The 26,460-nt window shown below is 53.0% G+C and carries 24 protein-coding genes; 23 read left to right on the top strand and 1 reads right to left on the bottom strand.

What is annotated here, in order from left to right; all coding sequences use genetic code 11:
- Positions 1-2: 2 nt before the first annotated feature.
- The 17 genes from rbfA (at position 3) to KNP95_RS06580 (ending at position 20,543) form a co-directional block, all read left to right on the top strand.
- Positions 3-353, top strand: coding sequence for a 30S ribosome-binding factor RbfA (rbfA, locus tag KNP95_RS06660; RefSeq protein WP_021067161.1), 351 nt, complete (start codon positions 3-5; stop codon positions 351-353).
- A gap of 48 nt (positions 354-401) precedes the next feature.
- Complete coding sequence (gene truB, locus KNP95_RS06655; protein ID WP_058763392.1) at positions 402-1,310, top strand: tRNA pseudouridine(55) synthase TruB; 909 nt, start codon at positions 402-404, stop codon at positions 1,308-1,310.
- Positions 1,311-1,325: 15 nt separating this feature from the next.
- Positions 1,326-2,252 carry a bifunctional riboflavin kinase/FAD synthetase gene (locus KNP95_RS06650; protein WP_214800854.1) on the top strand — a complete coding sequence of 309 codons (927 nt, stop codon included), beginning with the start codon at positions 1,326-1,328 and terminating at the stop codon, positions 2,250-2,252.
- 124 nt (positions 2,253-2,376) lie between these two features.
- A complete protein-coding gene (rpsO, locus tag KNP95_RS06645; RefSeq protein WP_015881433.1) occupies positions 2,377-2,646 on the top strand; it encodes a 30S ribosomal protein S15 in 270 nt (89 codons plus the stop codon).
- Between the two features lie 132 nt (positions 2,647-2,778).
- Positions 2,779-4,995 (top strand): polyribonucleotide nucleotidyltransferase, encoded by a 2,217-nt coding sequence (pnp, locus tag KNP95_RS06640; protein WP_021067164.1) that lies wholly within the window; start codon positions 2,779-2,781, stop codon positions 4,993-4,995.
- A 50-nt stretch (positions 4,996-5,045) separates the two neighbouring features.
- Positions 5,046-6,263 carry a M16 family metallopeptidase gene (locus KNP95_RS06635; protein WP_029595681.1) on the top strand — a complete coding sequence of 406 codons (1,218 nt, stop codon included), beginning with the start codon at positions 5,046-5,048 and terminating at the stop codon, positions 6,261-6,263.
- Between the two features lie 83 nt (positions 6,264-6,346).
- On the top strand, positions 6,347-7,807 hold the full coding sequence (locus KNP95_RS06630) for a UDP-N-acetylmuramoyl-L-alanyl-D-glutamate--2,6-diaminopimelate ligase (RefSeq protein ID WP_031200186.1): 1,461 nt from the start codon (positions 6,347-6,349) through the stop codon (positions 7,805-7,807).
- Positions 7,808-7,810: 3 nt separating this feature from the next.
- Positions 7,811-9,064, top strand: a complete 1,254-nt coding sequence (locus KNP95_RS06625) for a lipid II:glycine glycyltransferase FemX (RefSeq protein WP_214836272.1) — start codon at positions 7,811-7,813, stop codon at positions 9,062-9,064.
- A complete protein-coding gene (locus KNP95_RS06620) occupies positions 9,061-9,714 on the top strand; it encodes a M15 family metallopeptidase (protein ID WP_021067168.1) in 654 nt (217 codons plus the stop codon). Before KNP95_RS06625 ends, KNP95_RS06620 begins: the two co-directional genes overlap by 4 nt.
- A 95-nt stretch (positions 9,715-9,809) precedes the next feature.
- Complete coding sequence (locus KNP95_RS06615; RefSeq protein ID WP_021067169.1) at positions 9,810-11,477, top strand: ribonuclease J; 1,668 nt, start codon at positions 9,810-9,812, stop codon at positions 11,475-11,477.
- 62 nt (positions 11,478-11,539) lie between these two features.
- Positions 11,540-13,714, top strand: coding sequence for a DNA translocase FtsK (locus KNP95_RS06610; protein WP_214836268.1), 2,175 nt, complete (start codon positions 11,540-11,542; stop codon positions 13,712-13,714).
- Positions 13,715-14,115: 401 nt separating this feature from the next.
- A complete protein-coding gene (locus tag KNP95_RS06605; protein WP_021067171.1) occupies positions 14,116-14,835 on the top strand; it encodes a GntR family transcriptional regulator in 720 nt (239 codons plus the stop codon).
- Between the two features lie 128 nt (positions 14,836-14,963).
- Complete coding sequence (locus KNP95_RS06600; RefSeq protein ID WP_214836264.1) at positions 14,964-16,049, top strand: BMP family lipoprotein; 1,086 nt, start codon at positions 14,964-14,966, stop codon at positions 16,047-16,049.
- A gap of 61 nt (positions 16,050-16,110) precedes the next feature.
- Positions 16,111-17,637 carry an ABC transporter ATP-binding protein gene (locus KNP95_RS06595; RefSeq protein WP_214719402.1) on the top strand — a complete coding sequence of 509 codons (1,527 nt, stop codon included), beginning with the start codon at positions 16,111-16,113 and terminating at the stop codon, positions 17,635-17,637.
- Complete coding sequence (locus tag KNP95_RS06590) at positions 17,634-18,698, top strand: ABC transporter permease (protein WP_214719401.1); 1,065 nt, start codon at positions 17,634-17,636, stop codon at positions 18,696-18,698. The genes KNP95_RS06595 and KNP95_RS06590 overlap by 4 nt, the downstream gene beginning before the upstream one ends.
- Positions 18,695-19,654 carry an ABC transporter permease gene (locus tag KNP95_RS06585; RefSeq protein ID WP_214752194.1) on the top strand — a complete coding sequence of 320 codons (960 nt, stop codon included), beginning with the start codon at positions 18,695-18,697 and terminating at the stop codon, positions 19,652-19,654. The genes KNP95_RS06590 and KNP95_RS06585 overlap by 4 nt, the downstream gene beginning before the upstream one ends.
- 82 nt (positions 19,655-19,736) lie before the next feature.
- Positions 19,737-20,543: a thermonuclease family protein gene (locus KNP95_RS06580; RefSeq protein WP_214836261.1), complete on the top strand. Its 807-nt coding sequence runs from the start codon at positions 19,737-19,739 to the stop codon at positions 20,541-20,543.
- Between the two features lie 38 nt (positions 20,544-20,581).
- Here the strand turns inward: KNP95_RS06580 and KNP95_RS06575 are convergent, their stop codons facing one another.
- Positions 20,582-20,830: a ferredoxin gene (locus tag KNP95_RS06575; RefSeq protein ID WP_021067177.1), complete on the bottom strand. Its 249-nt coding sequence runs from the start codon at positions 20,828-20,830 to the stop codon at positions 20,582-20,584.
- A gap of 142 nt (positions 20,831-20,972) precedes the next feature.
- On the opposite strand from KNP95_RS06575, the gene KNP95_RS06570 reads away from it, so the two are divergent.
- The 6 genes from KNP95_RS06570 to KNP95_RS06545 all read left to right on the top strand — a co-directional run bounded on the left by KNP95_RS06570 (position 20,973) and on the right by KNP95_RS06545 (position 26,330).
- The gene (locus KNP95_RS06570; RefSeq protein WP_251026087.1) at positions 20,973-21,995 is read left to right on the top strand and encodes a YpbB family protein; all 1,023 of its coding nucleotides are present in this window, start codon (positions 20,973-20,975) and stop codon (positions 21,993-21,995) included.
- Positions 21,979-23,406 (top strand): RecQ family ATP-dependent DNA helicase, encoded by a 1,428-nt coding sequence (locus tag KNP95_RS06565; protein WP_214832281.1) that lies wholly within the window; start codon positions 21,979-21,981, stop codon positions 23,404-23,406. Before KNP95_RS06570 ends, KNP95_RS06565 begins: the two co-directional genes overlap by 17 nt.
- A gap of 41 nt (positions 23,407-23,447) precedes the next feature.
- Positions 23,448-23,651 carry a hypothetical protein gene (locus KNP95_RS06560; RefSeq protein WP_214719577.1) on the top strand — a complete coding sequence of 68 codons (204 nt, stop codon included), beginning with the start codon at positions 23,448-23,450 and terminating at the stop codon, positions 23,649-23,651.
- Positions 23,652-23,815: 164 nt separating this feature from the next.
- Positions 23,816-24,673, top strand: a complete 858-nt coding sequence (locus KNP95_RS06555; RefSeq protein WP_214752191.1) for a MerR family transcriptional regulator — start codon at positions 23,816-23,818, stop codon at positions 24,671-24,673.
- A 61-nt stretch (positions 24,674-24,734) separates the two neighbouring features.
- Positions 24,735-25,316, top strand: a complete 582-nt coding sequence (locus KNP95_RS06550; RefSeq protein WP_021067182.1) for an adaptor protein MecA — start codon at positions 24,735-24,737, stop codon at positions 25,314-25,316.
- 96 nt (positions 25,317-25,412) lie between these two features.
- Complete coding sequence (locus KNP95_RS06545) at positions 25,413-26,330, top strand: D-alanine--D-alanine ligase (RefSeq protein WP_214836257.1); 918 nt, start codon at positions 25,413-25,415, stop codon at positions 26,328-26,330.
- The last annotated feature ends 130 nt before the right edge of the window (positions 26,331-26,460 follow it).

Raw genomic sequence — 26,460 nt, 5'->3', positions numbered from 1 at the left:
GTATGAACATTCGTGCCCAACGCGTCGCAGAGCAGATGCGTAAAGAGATTACAGATATCTTGCTCCGTGAAGTCAACGACCCACGTACGAAGAACGCTACAATCACGAGCGTTGATGTGACGGGAGACTTGCAGCAAGCGACAGCCTACTACACGGTGCTCGGAGACGACGCCACGGTGAAGGCTGAAACGCAAGCTGGTCTTGATAAGGCGAGCGCATTTATTCGCCGCGAGATCGGGAGCCGCATCCGTCTTCGGAAAACGCCAGAATTGTCGTTCGAATACGATTCATCGGTCGCATATGGTAGCCATATCGATTCATTGATTCGTGACTTAAATCGGAACGACCAATAAATTGAAGGGGGGACTCGCGTCTCCCCTTTTTTGATGGGAGGAATTCAGATGGAACCAACTGGCGTATTGATCTTAGATAAAGACAGCGGCATGACGAGCCACGACTGTGTGTTCAAGCTCCGTAAATTGTTCCAAACGAAAAAAGTCGGACATACCGGCACGCTTGACCCGGAAGTGACCGGTGTCCTACCGATTTGCCTCGGACGGGCGACAAAGTTGTCTCGTTTTCTGACCGATGAAGGCAAACGGTACGCCGCCGAGATTACAATCGGAACAGCGACGATGACGGAGGACGCCCATGGCGAGGTCGTCGAGACGCGTGAAGTCGGTCCCGAGGCGTTCACCGCTGCGGACATCGATCGTGTCCTTGAGAAGCTGACAGGAAAAATCGAGCAAATCCCGCCTTACTTCTCTGCTGTCAAAGTGAACGGTAAGAAATTGTACGAATACGCCCGAAAAGGTCAGACGGTGGACCGACCCCGCCGCATCGTCGAGATTCATCGCCTCGTCCGGACGAATGAGCCGGTCATCGAAGACGGTGTCTGCCGTTTCCGTGTCGACGTCGAGTGTGGCAAAGGGACGTTCATCCGGACGCTCGCCGTTCAAATCGGGGAGCAGCTCGGCTATCCGGCCCATATGAGCGACTTGCGGCGGACCCGGTCTGGTTCGTTTGAGGAAACGGCCGCCGTCACGTTGCAGCAACTGGCCGACCTCGAGACGGTCGAGGAACGAATGAACCACCTCATCCCGCTCGAAGAGGTCATCAAACGTTGGCCTGCCATGACGATTCCAGCCAATCGAGAACGGTATATTCGAAACGGAGGTCGTTTGAACGACGTCTCGCTCGAATTTGAACTGTTTACTGTCTATAATGAAGAAGGAATTCCACTTGCCCTCTATCGACGGCTTGACGGAACAACAGACGCAACTGTCGAGGTCATGTTGACTATCGACTAAAGGGGAGATTGAAGTATGGAAACGATCCATCTGACGTATCCTGAGACACCAGACCTGGTCCCTTCGGTCATGGTGCTCGGATTTTTTGACGGCGTCCACACCGGACATCAGGCCGTGATTCGGCATGCGCAGGCGCAAGCAAAACAGCTTGACGTGCCCGTGACCGTCATCACGTTCGACCCGCACCCGAAACAAGTGTTATCGAACAAACCGGATGCGGTCCGTTACATCACACCGCTCCAGCGGAAATTGAACCGGATTGCCGCACTCGGTGTCGAACGGTGCATCGTCATCACGTTCACGAAAGAGTTGGCGAGCCTGTCGCCACAACAGTTCGTGGATGACTATTTGATTGGTGCCGGTGCGGTCCATGTGACGGCAGGTTTTGACTACTCGTACGGTAAATTCGGCGAGGGGACGATGGAAACGCTGCCGTATCATGCGCGCGGTCGCTTCACGACCTCGGTCGTCGCCGAACAGACGAGCGGCGGCGAAAAAGTGTCGTCGACGCGGATTCGTCAGTTGCTCGGTGCCGGTGATGTCGATGTGGCGAGCGAATTGCTCGGTACGCCGTACGTTATCTGCGGGGAAGTCATCCACGGTGACGCCCGAGGCCGGACGATCGGCTACCCGACGGCGAACGTCGTCATGGACGCATCGTATGTCATGCCGCGTCTAGGCGTCTACGCGACGCGTGTACGGCTTCAGGACGGTCGGACGTTCGACGCGATGACGAACGTCGGTCGGCGGCCGACGTTCTATGCGACCGGTGACGTCTCAATCGAGAGCCACTTGTTCGACTTCTCGGAAGATTTATACGGACAATTGATCGAAATCGAATGGATGCACTATTTACGGGACGAGCGGGCGTTCGACGGACTCGACTCGCTCATCGCCCAACTCAAGCAAGATGAGACGGCCGCTCGGTCAATCCTGTCTTGACTTTGGATGGGTGGTACGGTATCCTATTTTGGTACGCAAAGTACACCGCTTCGCTTGGCTGATCGATTCACCAACGTCGGCTCGGCAACGCGGCAATTTTCTATTAAATGGAGGTGGAGAGGCAATGGCACTCTCAAAAGAACGTAAGAACGAAATCATCGCGGAATACGCGACAAAACAAGGTGACACTGGTTCACCGGAAGTTCAAGTTGCAGTATTGACTGAACAAATCAACACTTTAAACGATCATCTTCGTACACACAAGAAAGACCACCACTCACGTCGCGGTCTTTTGAAAATGGTTGGACGTCGCCGTAACTTGCTTACGTACCTTCGTAACAAGGACGTTACACGTTACCGTGAATTGATTCAACGCCTTGGTCTCCGTCGTTAATCCGAACGGACCATGTGACGGGCTGGGACACTTGTTCCTAGTCCGTTTCTTCTTTTTTAGGAGGAAAATCATTAGACATTCATATGAATGAGTTACATAATAAACTAGATAAGGTTTGAGAGGAGAATGTTCATGTTAGGTACGAAACAAGTATTTTCTACAGAATGGGGCGGGCGTCCGCTGTCTGTAGAAGTCGGGCAACTTGCGAAACAAGCAAACGGCTCGGCACTCGTCCGTTATGGGGACACGGTCGTGCTCGCCACGGTCACAGCATCGAAAGCGCCGAAGGATTTAGATTTCTTCCCGCTCACGGTCAACTATGAAGAAAAATTATACTCGGTCGGTAAAATTCCAGGAGGTTTCCTCCGTCGGGAAGGTCGTCCTGGGGAGAACGCGATTTTGACATCGCGCCTCATCGACCGTCCGATCCGTCCGCTTTTCCCGGATGGCTTCCGTCATGATATCCAAGTGATGATTTACGTCATGTCGAACGACCCGGACTGCCCAGCTGAGATGGCCGGTATGCTCGGAACGTCAATCGCACTCTCGATTTCAGACATCCCGTTCGATGGCCCGATCGCCGGTGCGACAGTCGGACGCGTCAACGGTGAGTTCGTCGTCAACCCGACGACGGCTCAGCTCGAACAGACAGACCTCGAACTCCAAGTCGCCGGAACGGCAACTGCAATCAACATGGTTGAAGCAGGCGCCAACGAAGTACCGGAAGACGTCATGCTCGAGTCAATCTTGTTCGGTCATGAAGAAATCAAGAAATTGGTCGCTTTCCAAACGGAAATCGTCGAAGCTGTCGGGAAACCGAAGTTCGAATACACGGTGTCGAAATTTGATGACGCCTTGACGGCTGAGCTCGAAGCAGCTCGTCCAGAAATCAACGCTGCGGTTCAAGTCGAAGAGAAGCATGCGCGTGATGCAGCAATCAACGAAGTGATTGCCAAGTACGTCGCCATCTACGAAGAGCGCCTCGTCGACGAGCCGGCCAAGTTGAAAGAAGTGTCTGGCATCTTGAACAAATTTGTCAAAGATGAAGTTCGCCGTCTCATCACGGTCGATAAAGTTCGTCCGGACGGTCGTCGCCCGGAAGTCATCCGTCCACTTGCGTCGGAAACGGGCTTATTGCCACGCGCCCACGGCGTTGGATTGTTCACACGTGGACAAACACAAGTCATGTCGGTGGCGACACTCGGCGTCATCGGAGATGCTCAAATCATCGACGGCATCGGTCTCGAAGAGAACAAGCGCTTCATGCACCATTACAACTTCCCGCCGTTCTCGGTCGGAGAAGCTCGTCCGGTGCGTGCGCCAGGTCGTCGTGAAATTGGTCACGGTGCTCTCGGAGAACGTGCGTTGCTCCCGGTCATCCCGAAAGAAGCCGACTTCCCGTACACGATTCGTCTCGTCTCGGAAGTACTCGAGTCGAACGGTTCAAGTTCACAGGCGTCAATCTGTGGCTCGACACTCGCTCTCATGGATGCAGGGGTTCCAATCAAGGCACCGGTTGCCGGGATTGCGATGGGTCTCATCATGGAAGGCGAACATTACACGGTTCTCACGGACATCCAAGGACTTGAAGATCACCTCGGTGACATGGACTTCAAAGTCGCTGGAACGAAAGACGGGATCACGGCGCTCCAAATGGATATCAAAATCGCCGGAATCACGCGTGAGATTTTGGAAGAGGCACTCGAACAAGCACGTTCAGGCCGTCTCCACATCTTGAATCATATGCTTGAGACGCTCGACGCACCGCGTCCGCAGTTGTCGAAGTATGCACCGAAAATCGTGACGATGACGATCAATCCGGATAAGATCCGCGATGTGATTGGACCGGGCGGGAAGATGATTAACAGCATCATCGACCAAACGGGCGTCAAAATCGATATCGAGCAAGACGGAACGGTCTTCATCGCGTCGACCGATCAAGATGGCATCGATATGGCGATGGCCCTCATCGGCGACATCGTCCGTGAAGTCGTCGTCGGCGAAGAGTTCGATGCAACGGTCCGCCGCATCGAGAAGTTCGGCGCGTTCGTCGAATTGTTCAAAGGGAAAGACGCGCTCGTCCACGTCTCTGAGTTCAGCTTAGAGCGTGTCGCGAACGTGGAAGACGTCGTTAAACTCGGCGATACAATCAAAGTCCGTGTGACGGAGATTGACGACAAAGGCCGAGTCAATGCCTCACACAAAGTGCTCATCCTTGAAGGATTATCACCGGAAGAACGTGAAGCATACGAAGCAAAACGTAAAGCGCAGCGCGAAAGCCGTCCACCACGTGACAGCCGTCCGCCGCGTCGTGACGGAGACCGTCGTCCGCCACGCTCGACAAACTAATCATGATGGCCATCGTCTGGTGCGATGGCCTTTTTCATAGGAGTGATAACATGGAATGGATCACATTAGACAACGGCGTCCGCATCGTGATTGAGCCGATGGCGGATGTCCGTAGCACGTCGACCGGTGTCTTTATCAAAGCCGGAACTCGGACCGAAGACATGACCGAGATTGGCATCAGCCATTTGATTGAACATATGTTATTTAAAGGGACGAAGACGCGAACGGCAAAAGAAATCGCGTCGTTCTTCGATGAGCTCGGGGGTAGCGTCAACGCGTTCACGTCGAAAGATCATACGTGCTATTACGTGAAGACGCTTGACGAGCACGCGGTCATCGCGTTCGATGCGCTCGCCGACATGCTGTTCGACTCGTTATTTGATGAGACGGAGCTCGAGAAAGAGAAGCGGGTCGTCTTAGAAGAAATTAAAATGTATGAGGACACACCGGAAGACCTCGTCCACGAGCTGCTCGCGAAAGCCGTCTATAAGGACGACATCCTTGCCGAACCGATTCTCGGGACGGAAGCGAGCGTCCTCAGCCTATCGCGGGACCAACTGCTCCGTTACGTCGCTTCGACGTACACGGGCAATCGTGTCGTCGTTTCAATCGCCGGGCATGTGACCGATGAATTGATTGAGGCGGTCAAGACAAGGTTTGCCGACCTCCCATCAGGGGAATCTCCGAAAGAATCGACGACTCCGATTTTATACAGTGACGTGATGAAAAAACAGAAAGAGACAGAGCAAGCACACCTCTGTTGGAACTTTGAGGCGATTGCCGCCAAAGATGACCGTCTGCCGCATTTGGCCTTGATGAACAATGCCATCGGGGCCACGATGTCATCACGTCTTTTCCAGTCGATTCGAGAAGAAGAGGGGCTGGCATACTCGATTTACTCGTACTACACGACGTTCGATGACCACGGGACGTTCACCATCTATATCGGGACATCTCCGGATACGCTCGCCCAAGTCGAGACGATTATGACGCGCGAACTCGAGACGTTGATCGCGGACGGATTGTCCGACGAGGAAGTCGAGAAAGGCAAGCGCCAATTGAAAGGGTCGCTCGTCCTCGGGAATGAGAGTACGAGTGCCCGCATGAACCGAAACGGTCGAAACCTCGTCCTGCTCGACGATGTCGAGGACTTGAACGAGGTGCTCGATAAAATCGATCGCATCGATGTGCATGGTGTCAACGCCTTAATCAGAGAGGTGCTCAGCCACGCCCCTGCCAAATCTTATGTCCTTCCGTCCGAAGACTGACTTGAAACCGAATTGTAAGTTCTCTACACTGATTAAGAGGTATTCTTTACTTTGTACAGGAACAGGTGAAAGAAGGGAAAGACTTGAACTTAACGGATTTAGCTAAACACATTCAATTGATTAATCAACCAAACTTACAAGCCATCCCAGTGACCCATGTGACGACCGACTCGAGAGAAGTCGTCCCTGGGACGCTGTTCGTCGCCATCAAAGGCTATACGGTCGACGGCCATGACTATGCCGAATTGGCGGTCAGCAAAGGGGCCGTAGCCGTCGTCAGCGAGCGTCCGCTCTCGTTAAGCGTACCGAACTTAATCGTGCGCGACAGCACACGATCGGTCGGCCTCTTAGCGTCGGCGTTCTATCAGTATCCGTCTGAACAGATGCGTCTGTTCGGGATCACGGGGACGAACGGCAAGACGACGACAACGACGATTCTGCGCGACGTCCTCACCGAGCTCGGTCATAGCACCGGATTGATTGGCACGGTCGAGGTCCGCATCAACGATACGGTCGTTCCAAGTAAAAATACGACACCGCAAAGCTCGGAGCTACAACAGTTGCTCGCCCGGATGCACGCAGAAGGCGTGACCGATGTGATGATGGAAGTGTCATCGCACGGACTCGAACTCGGCCGTGTCATCGGGACGGACTTTGATATCGTCGGTTTCACGAACTTGACGCACGACCATCTCGATTTCCACGGCACGTTCGAGAACTATGCGCGAGCGAAAGGCCTACTGTTCGCACAACTCGGACAGATGGCGTCACGTCACAAGGTCGCCGTACTGAACGCAGACGACCCGTATAGCAAGCTGTATGAGACGATGACAGGGGCGCGAGTGATTACTTATGCGATTGACGCGATGGCAGACGTGACGGCATCAGATATCGTTCAGACGCTGTCAGAGACGAGCTTTTGCCTCAACTATCAAGGCGAACGCCATCCGTTGACGGTTCAATTCATCGGCCGCTTCAACGTGTATAACATCTTGCTCGCGACAGGTTGCCTGCTCGCGGCAGGCTATCGCTTGCCCGAAATCGTCCAGGCGCTCGAAGCGATCCATCCGGCCAAAGGACGCATGCAACGCCTCGATGTGCCGGGCTATAACGTCTATGCGGATTACGCCCACACGCCCGACGGTATCGAGCAATGCTTGAAGTCGCTCGTCGGCGTGCCGAAAGAGAAGATTGTGTTCTTAATCGGGACAGGCGGAAATCGTGACGTTACGAAGCGACCGACGATGGGAGAGATGGCCTCGAAGTATGCGGGAACGGTCGTCATCACGACGGACGATCCACGCTTTGAAGCCTACGACTCAATCACGAGCGGCATCGCTGCCGGGATGACCCACGACAATTTCGTTGAAATCGGGGACCGCGAAGAGGCGGTCCGCTACGCGGCCAAATTGGCCGAGTCCGATAACATCGTCGTCCTGGCCGGCAAAGGACATGAGAAATATCAAATCATTGGCAATGAGAAAATTCCGCTAGATGAAGAAGCGATCGTCCGAGCGACAATTTTGAAGACGGAGGAATCATGATTTATGGCAGTACAACCGATCACCTTGACAGAAAAAGAGCATGACGAGTTCGTCAAAACACATGACCGTGGGGATTTGCTTCAACTCTCAAGTTGGGCCAACGTCAAACGACAAAACGGCTGGTTCGCCGAGCGGATCGCCGTCGCGACCGGTGGTGTGACGAGCGGGGTCGCATTACTCTTGTTCAAACGCGTACCTAAACTCCCGTTCACGCTTTGCTACGCGCCGCGCGGTTTCGTCGTCGACTATGACGATGTGGCTTCGTTGACCGCGTTGACCGAAGAAGCGAAACGGGTCGCCAAGGCGAACAAAGCGATCACCGTGAAAATTGATCCGAATATCGATCGAGATGAAGTGCCAGGTCTATTGACCGAGATGGCGAGTCTTGGCTTCGCCCATAAAGGATACGGCGGCGGGTTCGATTACGCCCAGCCTCGGTTCACGATGGAGACGGACTTGCGTCCGAGCGAGAAAGAGATTTTTGGCAAGTTCCATCATAAGTTCCGCTATAACGTGCGTTTGGCAGAACGAAAAGGAATCGTCTGCACGGAAGTCGGTCGCGATGGTCTCCAGACGTTCGCGGAGTTGATGAAAGTGACAGGCGAGCGGGACGGCTTTGCCATCCGGGGCCTTGATTACTTCGAGAACTTATACGATTGCCTGCAGCCAGGGGACGCGCGTCTGTTCTTGACGAAACTCGAACCGAAGCTCGCGCTCGACCAACAGATGGCCACGCTCGAAAAAGCCGAACGTGACCTCGGCAAGATTGAACGTTCCCTCGAGACGGAGACGGTGGAGAAGAAACGGACAAGTCTGTTGAACCGTCAAAAGCAGACGGGCGAACAGATTGAAAAGATTAAAGCTGCGTTGCCGGAACTGAATGAGTTGCACGACAAGTACCCGAACGGGCTCGTCTTATCGGGCGGTCTGTTGACGTTAGCCGGACGACGCTCGTATTACTTGTACGGCGCGTCTTCGAACGAGTTCCGTGACTTCATGCCGAACCACCTCATGCAATGGACGATGATGCAAGCGGCCAAGGCGAGCGGGGCCGAACGCTATGATTTCGGTGGCGTATCGGGCAGCACCGACGCCGATGATGAGTATGCGGGTCTGTATGCGTTCAAATCAGGTTGGGGTAGCGATATGATCGAGAAGGTTGGCGAGTTCGATCTCGTCTTGAATCGTCCGCTCTATTTCGCCCTTGAAACAGGATTACCGCTCGTCAAAGGACTCCGTAAACGGTTGCGCCGATGAAATGGACCGGCGTCTTGACGTTCGCGATGACGGCTTTTTTAGTCGGAATCTTTTTAGCGTATACGTTGTCACGTCCGGGGCCGATGCCATGGGTCGATGAACCGACGTTCGAGGCGGGGATGTGTGAGCGCAACTCGCGCTCGGAAGCGGTCATCGTCGAGCGTAGCGAGAAGGCGTTCGCCAAACTGCATCCGCACGTCCGGGAGCGGAGTGAATCTTTCGTACGGCTAGCCTATTCGTGCCTCGGTCTCGAGGTTCGCCTGACGTCAGGATACCGTTCAGCCGATGAGCAGAACGCCCTGTACGCCCAAGGTCGTTCGAAACCAGGTCAAGTCGTGACGAACGCCAAAGCAGGTGAGAGCTACCATAACTATGGCCTTGCCGTCGACTTCGTCATCATTCACAACAACCGCGCCGACTATGATTTGGAGTCGGACCACAATCGGTCGGATGAACCGGATTGGCAAGAACTAGGGGAGCTCGGCAAGGCGCTCGGCTTCGAATGGGGCGGGGATTGGAGAAGTTTTCCAGATTACCCACACTTACAAATGGACTTCGGTTTGTCGATTCGTCAGCTCGCTTCCGGGAAACGTCCGGATGACAAAGCGACGATGCCGCTTGCCGATGTGATGAAACCTCTCGTCGATTGAACGGAAATGTTGGCATATCAGCAGTTTTCCGATACAATATTCAGTAGCGATAAGTGGACGAAACAGAATATGCAACATCTAGGAGGTTTTTGTTAGTGTCAAAGAAGAAGACAGAGAACGTTAGCGTCTTTGCGCTTGGAGGCGTAGGCGAAATCGGGAAGAACATGTACGTCGTGGAACTAGACGACGACATCTTCGTCATCGATGCCGGCCTTATGTTCCCAGGCGATGAGATGCTCGGGATTGATATCGTCATCCCGGACATTACGTATTTGAAAGAAAATAAAGATCGGGTACGCGCGATTTTCATCACACACGGTCACGAAGACCATATCGGTGGACTCAGCTACGTACTCCGTGATTTGAAACACGTTCCCGTATATGGGACGAAATTGACGCTCGGTTTAATCGAGCTCAAATTGAAAGAGGCTGGCTTATTGAAAGAAGTCGACCTCCGATTGATTGACGCCAAAACGAAATTGACTATCGCTGATCATTTCATCACTTTCTTCCGCGTCAACCACTCGATCCCGGATTGTGTCGGGGTCTGTATCCAAACGTCACAAGGCGCCATCGTTCACACGGGCGACTTCAAGTTTGACTACACACCGGTCGATGGGAAACAGTCAGACTTCAACAAGTTGGCGGCCATCGGCCAACGGGGCGTCCTTTGCCTCTTGTCGGATTCGACGAACGCGGAACGTCCGGGTCAAACCGGTTCGGAATCGCTCGTCGGTGCCGAGTTGAACGACGTCATCTATCAAGCCGAAGGCCGCGTCATCGTCGCGTCATTCGCCTCGAACGTGCACCGTCTGCAACAAGTGTTCGCGGCAGCCGAAGCGAACGACCGTAAAGTGGCCGTCGTCGGCCGCAGCATGGTCAATATCGTCGAAGTGGCCCAGAAGCTGAACTACTTGCGCTTCAAGCCGAAGACGCTCGTCGAGCTTTCACAAGTGAATCGCTTGCCTGACAACAAAGTCGTCATCTTGACGACTGGTTCGCAAGGTGAGCCGATGGCGGCCTTGACGCGCATGGCGCGCAACGCCCATAAACAAGTGAACATCCGCCTGAACGATACGGTCGTCATCGCGGCGACGCCGATTCCGGGGAACGAGAAGTCGGTCTCGAAGACGATTGATTTGCTCTTCCGCTCAGGCGCCAACGTCATCTATAACCAACGCAAAGTACACGTCTCTGGACACGGTTCGGCTGAAGAGCTCAAGCTCATGTTGAACCTCGTCAAACCGAAGTACTTCCTCCCGATTCACGGGGAGTACCGGATGCAGATGGCCCACTCGAAACTCGCCGAGCAAGTCGGTGTGAAGTCGAACAACATCTTCATCGTTGAAAAAGGGGATGTCGTTGAGTTCACGGGCCGCAAAGCCCGGATGAGCCGCAAAGTGCCGGCTGGAAACGTCTTAATCGATGGAATCGGTGTCGGGGACGTCGGGAATATCGTGCTCCGTGACCGTCGTCTCTTGTCGCAAGACGGTGTCGTTCTCTGTGTCGTCACGTTGAACCGGAAACAGAAGAAATTGATTTCAGGACCTGAACTCATCTCGCGCGGATTCGTCTATATGCGTGAATCGGAAGAGATGATTTCAGAAGCGAACCGCATCGTCACGAAACAGATTGAGAAGAGTCTCCAAGCTGGAAGTGATTGGACCGAGTTGAAATCAAATATCCGCGAACGGCTCAGCGTCTATTTGTACGAGCAGACGAAACGTCGTCCGATGATCTTGCCGATCATCATGGAGATTTAAGGAATTGAGATTAAGGCAAAAGTCATCAGACTTTTGCCTTGTTTTTTTAGGAGGAATCTAAGGTGGCACAAAAAACGAGAAAAACCCCGGTGAAGCGGAAACGACCGACGACGAGACGTGCGAAAAAACAGCCCATCCCACTACGTACATATGGCTGGATCGCCTTCGTCCTGTCGATTACGGCGTTCATCTTCTCCCTGTTCGATTTTGGATGGGTCGGCAATCAGACGTCGCTCCTCGCGACGACGTTGTTCGGGGGCTGGGGGGCACTGACGTATTTGGCAATCGCGTTCACGTTGCTCGTCTTTTTAAACGAGTTTCGTCCGATGCAACGGGCCGGGATCCTATTGTTGTTCACGTCGTTCCTCATGTTCGGGGACTTGGTATGGGGGGCCGAACGAGGCGCCATTAACGGATCGCTCTATCAACTCAACCAATACTTGCTCTCCGACTTCGGAATCATCTTTTTAGGAGCCCTCTGCATGATCGTCGGGATTTCCCTATTATCGCCGACGATTTGGCGGACGATGGGTTCACGGTTACTTGAGACGGGTACGGCCATCAAGCAAGAATGGCACGACCGGGAACGGGTCAAACCGGCTCCAGTGAAGCGTCAGAAGGCCGTCCCGGCCCCGGCGAAGGTCGAGCCGATCCCTGCCGAAGCCGAGCCTGAGGCGGACGCGGTGACGATGCATGATATCCCGATTGTCGGGTTCAGCGAGAAAGTCGTCGCCGAGAAGCGTCCGAAAGTGGAGGAGACGGCCTCTGCTGAAGAAGTGGCCGACCTGCCGACCGAGGATATGATGATGACGGCGTCACAGGATGTGTCAGACACGTATGAGCTGCCGACGTTCACGATTCTCAGTGAACCGGTCGTGACCGACTTGTCCGGTGAGAACGCCCGTTTGAAAGCGAACGCGACGAAACTCGTCCAAACGCTCAAATCGTTCGGTGTCGGTGTGAAAGTATTGAAGATTCATCTCGGTCCGACCGTGACGAAGTATGAACTGCAACCGGATATCGGGGTCAAAGTGAGCCGCATCACGTCGCTCAGTGACGACCTTGCCCTCGCGCTCGCCGCGAAAGATATCCGGATCGAGGCCCCGATTCCTGGCAAAGCGGCCATCGGGATTGAAGTGCCGAACCAGGAAGTGGCGCCGGTCTGTCTCCGTGAAGTGCTCGAGGCCGATCCGGTCAAGCGCGAACAGTCGCCGCTTCTCGTTGCCCTTGGCCGCAGCATCAGCGGCGAGACGGTGACGATCGCCTTGAACAAGATGCCGCATTTGCTCGTCGCCGGTTCGACTGGTTCAGGGAAATCGGTCTGCATCAACGGCATGATCGTGTCACTCTTGATGCGGACGCGTCCTGATGAGGTCCGGCTCATGATGATTGACCCGAAAATGGTCGAGTTGAACGTCTATAACGGTGTCCCGCACTTGTTGACGCCGGTCGTGACCGATCCGAAGAAAGCGGCCCAAGCGCTCAAACAAGTCGTCGCCGAGATGGAGCGGCGCTATGAGCTGTTCAGCCGCTATGGCGTCCGGAACATCGAAGGTTATAACGAACTCGTCGACAAGTCGGACGATGAGGATGCGAAGCGTCTGCCGTTCATCGTCGTCATCGTCGATGAACTCGCCGATTTGATGATGGTCGCCTCGAACGACGTCGAGGACGCGATTATGCGTCTCGCCCAGATGGCGCGGGCAGCAGGGATTCATATGGTGCTCGCCACCCAGCGTCCATCGGTCGATGTCATCACCGGTGTCATCAAAGCGAACATCCCGTCCCGGATTGCGTTCGCGGTCTCGTCACAAACGGATTCACGGACGATTCTTGACGGTGGCGGGGCGGAGAAGTTGCTCGGACGCGGTGATATGCTCATGCTCGCCAACGGGATGAACAAACCAATCCGTGTCCAAGGCGCCTTCGTCTCGGATCAAGAAGTCGAGACGGTCGTCAATCACGTCATCGCCCAACAACGGGCCCAATACGTCGAGGCGATGATGCCGAAAGAAGAGGAGGTCACGACGATTGACTCGGACGATTCGTTGTTCGAAGAAGTCATTCAATTCATCTTGACGCAAGAGACGGCATCGACTTCGATGATTCAACGAAGATTCCGCATCGGTTATAATCGAGCCGCCCGATTGATTGATTCGCTCGAACAGGCTGGATATGTCGGGCCGTCAGAAGGCTCAAAGCCGCGGAAAGTGCTCATTAATCAACCAGAAGTATAAATAGTAAAACGAACGATTAGGTATAAGAAATCCTAATCGTTCGTTTTTTATATAATTTCAGATAATCCGGTTCAAACGTGACGATTGGGGTCAACGTCATGTTGGGACAAACTAATATAGCACATCTGACCTATTTGATACATTAAGACATACTACTAAAATCGTTGAACCGCTTTCATTTTTTAATACCGTTTACATGTTACGATTTCTTTTCAAACGGCTCCACAACAGGTAATATAGACTAAGAGGTATACATAATCCCTTCACATTAAAATATTTCCCTGATTCCGAACAAAAAGTATTGCGTTCTATTTCTCGAATCCCTATACTTAATATTGGCAAGGACATTCATACGTCAGATGTCTGAGCACTGGTTAGAATAGGTAAAGGTGGTGAGGCCCATGTCGATCAAGCTCGATCATCGCTTGCTCTATCTTCGCGTGATTGAGAAAATCAAGCAAGATATCGACGATGGTGTCTATCGTGAAGGAGAGAAGCTTCCTTCAGAGTTCGAGTTGTCGAAGCAACTAGGAGTCAGTCGAGCGACACTCCGGGAAGCCCTTCGTATCCTCGAAGACGAGAAATTTGTCGTGCGGAAACATGGCGTCGGAACATTTATCAGTTCAAAACCCCCGTTCACTTCAGGGATTGAAGAACTGTTCAGTGTCACGGACATGATTATGCGCGCCAAGATGACACCAGGAACGAAAGTATTGGTGGCCGAAAAGGTTCTAGCGACCGAGAGAGAAGCTGAGCGTCTGAAAATTGAACCGAACTCGCCGATTTATCGGATTGTCCGGATTCGTTATGCAGACGAGACACCAGTTGTATACTGTGTCGATAAAATTCCGGCCCACCTCGTCTCGAATCCTAAAGCGTTGACGGAAGGTAAGTCGTTGTTTGATGCGCTCGAACAAGAGGTAGGACGTCGGGTCGCTTATGCGATCACGCACATCGAACCGAGTGTGAACGCGGAAATCTCGACGCAACTTCAAACGGACCAACCGTTACTGGCATTAAAGCAATTGCATTACGATGAGAGCGACTTACCGCTGCTCGATTCGGCGAACTTTTTCCGAGCGGACCGCTTCGACTTCCACGTCGTTCGCAAACGCGTCTAAGCACGTTCGTTTTATCCGGAAACGGTTATTTTTGGGGAACAGCGTGAAAGCGCTTTCTTATACCGGTGTAAAGACTACTGATGACATGACAACCTTAATTGTTATGATCCGAAAGGGGAAACACGACGATGAACAAGAAAAAAACGATTCTTTCAGCTTTAGCAGCAGGCCTCACACTCTCAACAGTACTCGCAGCATGTGGCGGGGATGACAATGAAGGTGCTTCAAACAGCGACGGCGGCGGCGAAGGCAGCGACTTCAAAGTAGCCATGGTAACCGACACTGGCGGTGTCGATGATAAATCGTTCAACCAATCAGCTTGGGAAGGTCTTACGAAGTTCGGGAAAGACAACAGCTTGACTGAAAACGAAGGCTTCAAATATCTTCAATCATCAAAACAAGCGGATTATCAGCCTAACTTGCAGCAATTGGCACGCGATAACTTCAACTTGATTTACGGAATCGGCTTCTTGATGGGCGAAGACATCCAAAAAGTTGCTGAGCAGTTCCCAGACAACAACTTCGCGATCGTCGACATGGTCGTCGATGCGCCGAACGTCGCATCGATCACGTTTAAAGAGCAAGAAGGTTCATTCCTCGTTGGTGTCGTCGCTGGTCTCACTACGAAAACTGACAAAGTTGGATTCGTCGGTGGTGTTGAGTCTGACTTGATCAAGAAGTTCGAGAACGGTTACAAAGCGGGCGTCATGGCTGTTAACCCGGATGCAACAATCGACGTGAAATACGCTGAAGACTTCAACTCAGCTGAAAAAGGAACTGCCATCGCTTCAGGTATGTACGGAGCAGGATCTGATATCGTGTACCACGCAGCAGGCGGTACTGGGGTAGGGGTATTCACAGAAGCGAAAAACCGTAAGAAGAACGGCGAAGATGTATGGGTCATTGGTGTTGACCGCGACCAATACGAAGAAGGTCTTCCAGAGAACGTAACACTTACTTCAATGGTCAAACGTGTTGACACGGCTACTTACGAAGTATCGAAACTTGCAATGGAAGATAAGTTCCCTGCAGGCGAAATCGTTGAGTTCTCTTTGAAAGATGACGGCGTAGGGATTGCTGAAACTTCTGATGAGAACGTTTCAGCTGACGTCCTCACAAAAGTGGAAGAGTACCGCACACAGTTGATCGACGGTGACATCACGGCTCCAGCGACTGACGCTGAGTTCGAAGAGTTCATGAAAACAGTAAAATAATTCATTGAGTTAGGGGGGACCCATGCGGTCTCCCTTTACTTAAAGTTAGGGGTGGACTTTCTTGGAATATGTAATTGAAATGCTCAATATTCGCAAAGAGTTCGGAACGTTCGTTGCCAACGACAATATCACCCTCCAATTGCGCAAAGGAGAGATTCATGCGTTGCTCGGCGAGAACGGTGCCGGGAAATCGACGCTCATGAACGTCCTGTTCGGCCTTTATCAGCCGGAAGGTGGGGAAATCCGCGTGCGCGGGGAGAAAGTGGACATTGAGAATCCGAACATCGCCAACGACCTTGGAATCGGTATGGTACACCAACACTTCATGCTCGTCGAGAAGTTCACGGTGACCGAGAACATCATCCTCGGCTCAGAGCCGAAGAGCGGATTGACGGTCGACCGGGCCACGGCGCGTAAAAAAGTTATGGAGATTTCGGAACAATACGGTCTCCGCATTGATCCGGACGCTAAAATCGAGGACATCTCGGTCGGGATGCAACAACGTGTCGAAATTTTGAAGACGCTCTATCGCGGCGCTGAAATCTTGATTTTTGACGAGCCAACCGCTGTATTGACGCCACAAGAGATTCAAGAACTCATTCAAATCATGAAGCGTTTGATCGAAGAAGGTAAATCGATCATCTTGATCACGCATAAACTGAAAGAGATCATGCAAGTGGCCGACCGCTGTACGGTTATCCGTCGCGGACGTTATATCGGCACCGTCGATATCGATGAGACGGTCAATGAAGACCGTTTGGCTGAAATGATGGTCGGGCGTGAAGTTAACTTTGATGCGGAATATTCCAAGGCAGATCCACAGCAAGTCGTCCTCGACGTGCAAAAACTCGTCGTCAAAGACAGTCGCGGGCTTGAAGCCGTCGACGGCTTGGATTTACAGATTCGTTCAGGAGAGATTCTCGGAATCGCCGGGATTGACGGAAACGGACAGACCGAGTTGATTGAAGCCATCTCAGGCTTGAAGAAACCGGAGTCTGGAAAAGTATTGTTGAATGGGAAAGACGTGACTGGGTTCACGCCACGTAAAGTGACGGAATCTGGCGTCGGTCACATCCCGCAAGACCGTCATAAACACGGACTCGTCCTCGACTATTCGATTCGGGACAACATGGTCCTCCAAACGTATTACAAAGAGCCGTTCTCGAAGCGTGGTTTGATGAACTATAAAGCTGTGGCTGAGAAAGCGAAGGCGTTGATTGAGAAGTTTGACGTCCGAACTCCATCGGTCGATGTACCGGCCCGTGCCTTATCAGGTGGTAACCAGCAGAAAGCGATTATCGCCCGTGAAGTCGACCGGTCACCTGACTTGTTGATTGCAGCCCAACCGACGCGTGGACTTGACGTCGGTGCAATCGAGTTCATTCATGAACAGCTCATCAAAGAACGTGAGAAAGGACGCGCCGTCCTCTTAATCTCGTTCGAACTCGAAGAGATTTTACACGTCGCGGACCGAGTCGCCGTCTTATATGAAGGTAAGATTGTCGGGATTCGTGATCCGAAAGAAACGACCGAGCAAGAACTCGGCTTCTTGATGGCCGGCGGTAAGAGAGGAGAAGAAACAGTATGAATAAGTTAGGATTCAATCGACTGCTCATCCCGCTCTTGTCGATTTTGATGGGACTTCTCGTTGGGGCAATCGTCATGCTGATTGGCGGCTATGACCCGATTCAAGGGTTCTCTTCATTATTCGAAGGTATGGTCGGAAGCCCATATGCAATCGGAGAAACACTTCGTGCCGCAGCGCCGCTCATCTTCTCAGGTTTAGCGGTCGCGTTCGCGTTTCGGACTGGTCTCTTCAACATCGGGGTCGAAGGTCAAGTGTTAATCGGTTGGGTGGCAGCCGTTTATGTCGGAATCAACTTTGATTTACCGATGTTCATCCACCTCCCGCTCGCGCTTCTCGCGGCCATGTTCGCGGCAGCGCTCTGGGCGTTCGTCCCTGGTTTCTTGAAAGCCAAGTTCCACGTCCATGAAGTTATCACATCGATCATGATGAACTATATCGCCTTGTACACGACGAACGCGATTTTGCGTAGCGTCATCGGGGTAACGAACGAACGGACCGAGTCAATCAACGAGTCCGCGTCGCTCGCGTCGCCATGGCTTCAAGAAATGACGCAGTTCTCCCGCTTGCACTGGGGTGTCATCATCGCTGTGCTCGCGGCCATCGTCTATTACTACATCTTGCAACGGACGACGCTCGGTTATGAGCTTCGGGCCGTCGGATTCAACAAACACGCGTCACAATACGCGGGGATGAGCGTCAATCGCAACATCATCCTGTCATTCGTCATCTCAGGTATGTTCGCTGGACTCGCCGGCGCGATGGAAGGCCTTGGTACGTTCAACGGCATGACGCTCAGCGCCTCGTTCACTGGGGTCGGATTCGACGGGATTGCCGTCGCCCTTCTCGGTGCGAACACGGCCATCGGTGTCGTCTTGGCAGCCATCTTGTTCGCCGGACTCAACATCGGTGGACTCGCGATGCAGCTCGGTGCCAACATTCCGTCTGAGCTCGTCAAAGTCATCATCGCGGCCATCGTCATCTTCGTGGCGTCGGGTTATGCGTTCAACTACGTGATTGACAAATTCAAAGGAAATCGTAAGAAAGGAGTGGAGAAAAAATGAGCTTCTTAGAAGTCCTCTATATTGTCGTCCCGGTCGCGTTGGCCTATGCGACTCCACTCATCATCGCGGCGCTCGGCGGCATCTTCAGTGAACGTTCGGGTGTCGTCAACATCGCCTTGGAAGGCATCATGGTCATCGGTGCCGCCACGGGCATCATCACGACGCTCACGTTGACGAGCATGGGGCTCGGCGGTCTCAGTCCTTGGATTGCGCTCTTGGTCGCCATGGTCGTCGGTGCGCTCTTCTCGCTCTTCTTGGCAGTGCCGGCCATCCTTTGGCGCGCTGACCAGACGGTGCTCGGGGTCGCCATCAACATGCTCGCGATCGGTCTCGCCATCTTCGTCGTCCGTGTCCTCTACAACAAAGGACAAACCGATTTCATCGAGTATCGGATTGCGAAAGAGAACGTGCCGATTTTATCGGATATCCCGGTGCTACGCATGTTCTTCATCAACGTCCAGTACACGTCGTTCATCGCCATCGCGCTCGCGTTCGTCGTCTGGTTCGTCATCTTCAAGACGCCGTTCGGCCTTCGTCTCCGCTCGGTCGGGGAACACCCGATGGCGGCTGACACGATGGGAATCAACGTCACGAAAATGCGCTTCATGGGCGTCATGCTCTCAGGTGCGTTCGGCGGTCTCGCCGGTGCGGTCTACGCCGTCACGGTCACGACGAACTTCAGTGGGACGACGATTGTCGGTCAAGGTTTCTTGGCCATCGCCGCCATGATCTTCGGGAAGTGGAACCCGCTCGGCGCGCTCGGAGCCGGCCTCTTCTTCGGTTTCGCCCAAGCGTTGTCGATCATCGGCAGTAACTTGCCGGTCATCAGCAACGTGCCGCAAGTGTTGCTCTTGATTGCACCGTATGCGCTTACGATTCTTGCCCTCGCGGGTGTCGTCGGACGTGCGGATGCACCGAAATCGGTCGGTATCCCATATATTAAAGGGAAACGCTAATCACCAAAAGGACAAATGTCCATTTCACCAAGGTTGTTTGACGCTTAAGTCAAACAACCTTTTTTGTTATACTGGTGTAGAGGTGAGACAATTGAAAAAATGGTGGCAACTGCTGATCGCTGTCGTGCTGAGCATCTCGCTCGCAGGCTGCTCAGTCGATGACTGGTTCGCTGAACAAATCGATCCGCCGGAGTCGCTCGTCGAACTCGAGGCCGACTTTCCGTCGGCGTCGGTCACGCAACAAGTCGCGCGGCCGCTCGGGAAGACCGAGACGGTCACGCTCGACCGCGTCATCGACGGGGACACGCTCAAAGTCGAGTTTGAGAACGGAGCGACCGAATCGATTCGCCTTCTGCTCGTCGATACACCGGAGACGAGCCATCCGACGCTACCGGTCCAGCCGTTCGGAGAGGATGCGAAATCATTCGTCGAACGGTGGCTGCCGGAAGGGGATACGATCACGCTCGAGTATGATGTCGGGCGCTACGATCGCTATCAACGGACGCTCGCCTACGTCTGGTACGACGATGCGATGCTGAACGAGGAATTGTTACGTCGCGGTCTGGCGCGCGTCGCCTATGTATACGCGCCGAACACGCAACACGTCGATGCGTTCCGGGACGTCGAACAGGCCGCGCGTCGGGAATTGCTCGGAATTTGGAGTCTCGAGGATTATGTGACCGGCAACGGATTCGACCACGAGGCGACCGAGCCGGCCCAGCCGAAACGAGACACGGATGGATGTGACATTAAAGGGAATATCAATCGGGACGGAGAGAAGATTTATCACGTTTCGGGCGGGGCGAGCTATGAGCGCACGATCCCGGAAGAGATGTTCTGTACAGAAGAAGAGGCGCGGGAGGCCGGTTTCCGCAAAGCGACACGTTAAAAAAAGACATGTGCGCCAAGATGGCACACATGTCTCGCTTATTCGTACTTGAGTGCGTCGCCGTCGAATGATTCGTCTGCGACTTTGATTGAGTCGGTCGGGCAGCCCTCGAAGGCGTCCATCAAGTCCTCATACAACTCATCCGGGACTTCAATCGTACCCGTGTTGTCGTCCATCAAGTTGAACGCGAGGCCTTCGTCATCATAGTCGAAGATGTCTGGGGCAGCTGCTCCGCAGGCCCCACATGCGATACATGTATCTTTATCAACAATCGTAAATTTTGCCATTTGTAACCCTCCATACGTTTCGTCTCTCTGCATAGAAATGATTTTCTACTGACTATGAGTAATTGTAGTCTACATACCCAAATATTTCAATGAGGAAACGAATAACGTTTTGGAAGCATAATTTTAACAAGGAGGTGGAACGATGGTTCATTTGGCGGACGGGGTGTTGTTGCTATCCATCCAGCGCTTGAAAGGTGAACGCAGCGAGCGTAGTTTGTTTCACGTATTGAACGGAAAACGATCGGCGACGACGCTGCAAGATGCCTTTTTTTATGATTTAGAACCGATTTTTGGCTTGTTCCCCTACACGAAGTACGACTATGAGAAATTGCTCGCTTCGTTCGAAAAGCGTGGTTGGCTCAACCGCTCGAGTTTTACCTTGACCGAAGCCGGGGCAATGCTCGCTTCGCCCGAGGCCGTCAGTGACTTGTTCGACCGTCTCGGCGGTGAGTATCGAGACTATACGACGATGACATGGAAACGGCTCAGTCTGTTCGTGCAGACGTTCATGTCGCTCGAGCATGAGCGCACGTTTTATCCGGTCCAGGCCGACCGTTTAGCCGAACGTTGGGTCAAACAAATCGTGCGGACCGAACGTGAATGGCGACCGTTGATTCAAAGCTTCCACCACGAGCTCGAGACGGCGCTTGAAGACATCGGCGATCCTTATGCGACCGCTGTCGTCTACCGGTTCACAGGGGCGTTCGAGACCGGATATACGTATGAGCAAATCGCGGCCCTCCTCGACGTTGATGCACGGACAGCCCGGCTTTACTTTTTGGCCGGATGGAATGCGCTCCTATGGAAACTGCCGCGAGATGCAAAACTGTTAGGATTCGCCCACGGCTTATCGAGTGAACGGATGACTTTATCGGCGCGGGGGTCGTATGAACAGTTCTTGGCCGGCCGGTCGTTCCAGCAAGTGCAATCGCAGCGGCGATTACGCACCAGTACGATTGAAGACCACGTCGTCGAGATGGCGATGTATTTGGACGAATTTCCGCTCGATCAATTCGTACCGCTCGAGCAAATCAAGCAAGTCGAGCAGCTACGTGACGAATCGAGCTGGGCGCTCAAGCCGATTTTTGAACAAATCGACGGAATCAGTTACTATCAAATCCGATTGGTGTTCGCACGATTGAAACGAGGTGAGACATTTGTTTGAGAAGACGTTGAAGCGAGTTTTCGGTTATGACAGTTTCCGTCCGGGACAGCGCGAGGTGATCGAAGCGGTCGCCGATGGGCAGGACGTGCTTGCCATCATGCCGACTGGTGCCGGGAAGTCATTGACGTTCCAACTCCCGTCCTATATAAAAAACGACGGGTTGACGATTATCGTCTCGCCGCTCTTGTCACTGATTGAGGATCAGATGCTCCACATCCGCGAACGCGGCGAACGCGGGGTGGCACGATTGACGTCGATGGAGACGCTCGAAGAGAAGCAAGAGATTTTAAATCATTTGAAACGGTACCGCTTCTTGTATTTATCGCCGGAGCAACTCGCTGTGCCCCATGTGACTCGGGCGCTGGCGCGGACGAAAATTCAAATGCTCGTCGTCGACGAGGCGCACTGCATCTCGCAGTGGGGCCATGAGTTCCGGCCGGAGTATGCGCGCCTAGGTGAACTGCGCAAACAGCTCGGCAGTCCGCAGTGTATGGCCGTCACGGCGACCGCGCCTGAGACGGTGAAACGAGATATTGTCGAGAAACTGGCGCTCTTCTCGCCGGCGCAGTTCGTCCACTCGGCGAACCGTCCCGAGATTCGCCTCATCGTGGAACGTCTCGGGTCAGAAGATAAGATGCGTCGTCTGAGTGAACTCGTCCACGACGTGCCGAAACCGGCCGTCATCTATACGGCGACACGGCGTGAGGCCGAAGCGCTCGCCCTCCATCTCGATGACGCCTTGTTTTATCACGGTGGCATGTCGACCGAGGACCGGCGCCTTGTGCAGTCACAATTTTTACGTGACGAAGTCGCCATCATGGTGTGTACGAGTGCGTTCGGGATGGGTGTCAATAAAGATAACGTCCGTTCCGTCATCCATTATCAAATCCCGGCCACGCTCGAGGCGTACATGCAAGAGATCGGTCGGGCTGGGCGTGACGGTGAGCCGGCTTTCGCGGTCTTGCTATACGCCGAAGGGGATGAGCGGATTCAACAGTTTTTGATTGACCAGCAATATCCGAAAGACAAAGATATCCGTCTCGCTTATTTTGAACGAGACAATGGCACGAGCCTGGCCCAGTTGCCACGCTTATTGCGCTTGAACGAGGAAGACCCGGTTTGGGGACTGTTGAATCAGATGCTTGCCGAGCGGACGCTTGCCGAGGCGGTGGATTGGGTAAAAGATAGAAAGCGGGCCCGGTATCGTCAACTCGGGCAGATGATGGACTATGCCCTCATCAAGACGTGCCGGCGCGATTATTTGTTAAATTATTTCTCGGAGCAACCGGTCAAGCAAAGCGATTGTTGCGACATCTGCGGCGAAATCGTGTTCCCGCCGTCGGAGCAACTTGTGTCTAAAAATGTGACAGATTGGAAACATCGGTTGGCTCGTATCTTTTCCTTTGATTGATATCATAGTAAAATGATAAAAAAGGTAAAGGAGGGCACACGTTGCGACATCGGAATCAAGCGGACTCACTTCGTGAACAAGTGGTGGACACGTTGCCATCTCGCGCTGAACGGCAAGAGCATGAGCGAAAAGAGAAATTGAACGACAACTGGCTGAAGCGGCCGCTCGCCATGATGCTTACACTGACGATGTTTGCCATTATTCTTGTATTTTTATATATAGGTCGTCACGACATCTTTTTCTAAACAATACGACGAGAACGTCGTATTTTTTTAATTATTTTATGCCCGAGGTTGTGAATATGCACAATCTCACCAATTTCTCACAAGATTTGCACAATAAAACAGGTAAAGCCGTACAGATGGGTCTATACTGAAAGAGAAGAACTAGTAGGAAAGGAGGGGCTGCTGTGCCGAAGTACTCCATCAAGACGGTCGCGTCACTCACCGGAGTCAACCCGACCACGATCCGGGCGTGGGAACGACGCTATCAATTCATCGTTCCGAGCCGGACAGATTCGGGTCATCGATTGTATTCCGACCAAGACGTCGAGAAGATAAAATGGGTCGTTGAAAAACAACGGGAAGGATTGACCGTATCCCAAGCAATTCAACAGCTACATGAAGCCCCGAAGCCGAAGCCTGCCCGCCTTTATGACGAGGAGCTCATGGACGGGTTGCTCGAGGCGTTACTTTCATTTGATGAACGTAAGGCGCACGATTTGATTAATCGTGCCTTTAATACGTTCAGTTTTGAAAAGGTTACGAAAGATATCATCGGTCCGTTATTGATGGAAATCGGGACACGTTGGGAGAATGGGACGATCACGATTGCGCATGAACATTTTGCGACGGCCTTTTTGCGTGCCCGTCTATCGACGCTCTCGCTCCAAATGCCGATGAATCCCTTTTTGCCGCGCATCATTTGCGTCTGTGCCCCGGGCGAGATGCATGAGATCGGGCTCTTGTTCGTGACGCTTTACTTACGCCAATACGGTTATGACGTGATTTTCCTCGGTGCGGGATTCCCGAAAGAGGATTTGAACGAGGCGTTGCACGATATCGATGCCAAGTGTCTGATTTTCTCATGTACGTTGACAGAACATCTCGATGGCCTGAAAGACGCGATGCAGTTCATCCAAGCCGACCACCCGAACCTCGTCATCGGGGCCGGTGGTTACGCGGTCAGCCTTCAAGCGTCCGAATTCGGATCGGCCTTCCTCGGGGACACGCCCGAGGCGTGGACCGAGTGGTTGTCAACTATTTGACAGCTCGAACAAACGGGAGTAGCTTATAAAGTAGGATTGATTATTCTTTGGAGGTTTTCGTTTGAGATTTGAAAAGCAAACAAAAGAACATTTAAGGGTATATTTGACCGCGAGCGACCTATCCACTCGAGGCATCGCCATCGATACCATCGTGGGGGAGAGCGGTCAAGACCTGTGGCGGGAATTGCTTGAGACGGCGGAAGCGGAATTTGGCTTCATGCCGCAAGGGACCGTTGACTTGAACGTGACGATGTTTCCCCGTGACGGGCTCGTCATCGACGTCCAGAAAGTCGATGCGCCCGTAGCAGAGTCGGATCAAGAGCAAGTCGAGATTCGGCTCACCATCGACGTGATTCATCATTTGATTTATCAATTTGACGATATCGAGGACGTCATCAACGCCTCGATTCGCTTGTTCCCACATATGCGAGACACCGAGCAGGGCGGAGCGTTCTATCATTACGAGGGACGATATTATCTGCACTTTGTCGAGGTGCTCAAACCAGACGTGGAAGAACGACTGGCCGCCATCTTGTCGGAGTACGGTCGAACGACGACCGTCAGTCCGTACGTCATGATGGAGTACGGCAAGACGATTCAAACTGAACAGGCCGTGAAACAGCTGTACGATACGTTCGCGTAAGTACGGCTTTTTTACTGTTCTGTTTCTATTGTTTTCCGCCGACACATGGTATGATAAAACTTGAATTTTGGAGTAGCTAGCTGAAGGAGAGATTTGATGAAAGTCGCGGTATTATATGGTGGTGTATCAGGTGAGCGGGAAGTGTCGCTCACGAGTGGTAAAGGAATGATTGAAGCGCTCGAAGAACGGGGTCACGACGTCGTGGCGATTGATTTTCACCCGGACCGGGCCAATGAGCTGTTGACGCTTCAAGCCGACGTCGTCGTCAGCGCCTTGCATGGCAAGTACGGTGAAGACGGACGCGTGCAGTCGCTCTTGGAGATGGCGGGCTTGCCGTACACGGGGTCTGGTGTGTTGGCGTCCGCGCTCGCGATGGACAAAGCCCGTGCGAAAATCATCTTCGCCGCTGCCGGCATCCGAATCGCCCGTGACGTCCTCATCGAGACAGGGGACGATATCGACGCGAAAATCGTCGAGTGGGGCGGTGATTTCCCATGTGTCGTCAAACCGGCCCAAGAAGGGTCTTCGAACGGATTGACGATCGCGATGGACGAAACGATGCTCCGTGAAGGAATCGACAAAGCGTTCGCCTGCGATACGGCCGTCTTGGTCGAACAATATATTAAAGGTCGTGAATTGACGGTACCTGTACTCGGAAACCATGGCGCCGAAGCCGCGCTCCCGGTTATCGAGATTATCCCGAAAAACGAGTTTTATGACTATGAGTCGAAGTATTCAGAAGGTGGATCGATTCACGTCTGTCCGGCCGAGTTGCCGGCTTCGTTGACCGAAGAAGTTCAGGCGGCTGCGATTCAAGCGCACCGTGCCCTCGGCTGCAGCGGATATTCCCGTTCAGACTTCCTCGTCTCAGAAGACGGGCTCGCCTATATTTTAGAGACGAACACACTGCCTGGCATGACACCGCTCAGCCTGTTCCCGGACAGCGCTCGCGCCGTCGGTATCTCGTACGGTGAACTGTTAGAGCGATTCATCGCACTCGCACTTGAAAAGTAAGAAGGGGCACTCCCTTCTTTTTTCGTTTTAGAAAACGCTTTCATTATTTTTGTAAAAGCCTTTCAAATTGGGCGCGTATCAGATATACTTTTAAACGAATACGAGGTTGATTCTTGGGGGAGAATCGACA

It is taken from the genome of Exiguobacterium sp. s36 (assembly GCF_018618345.1).
Lineage (GTDB): Bacteria > Bacillota > Bacilli > Exiguobacteriales > Exiguobacteriaceae > Exiguobacterium > Exiguobacterium chiriqhucha.
Note: the sequence above shows the minus strand (reverse complement) of the source record. Positions and strands in the feature narration are given on the sequence as shown.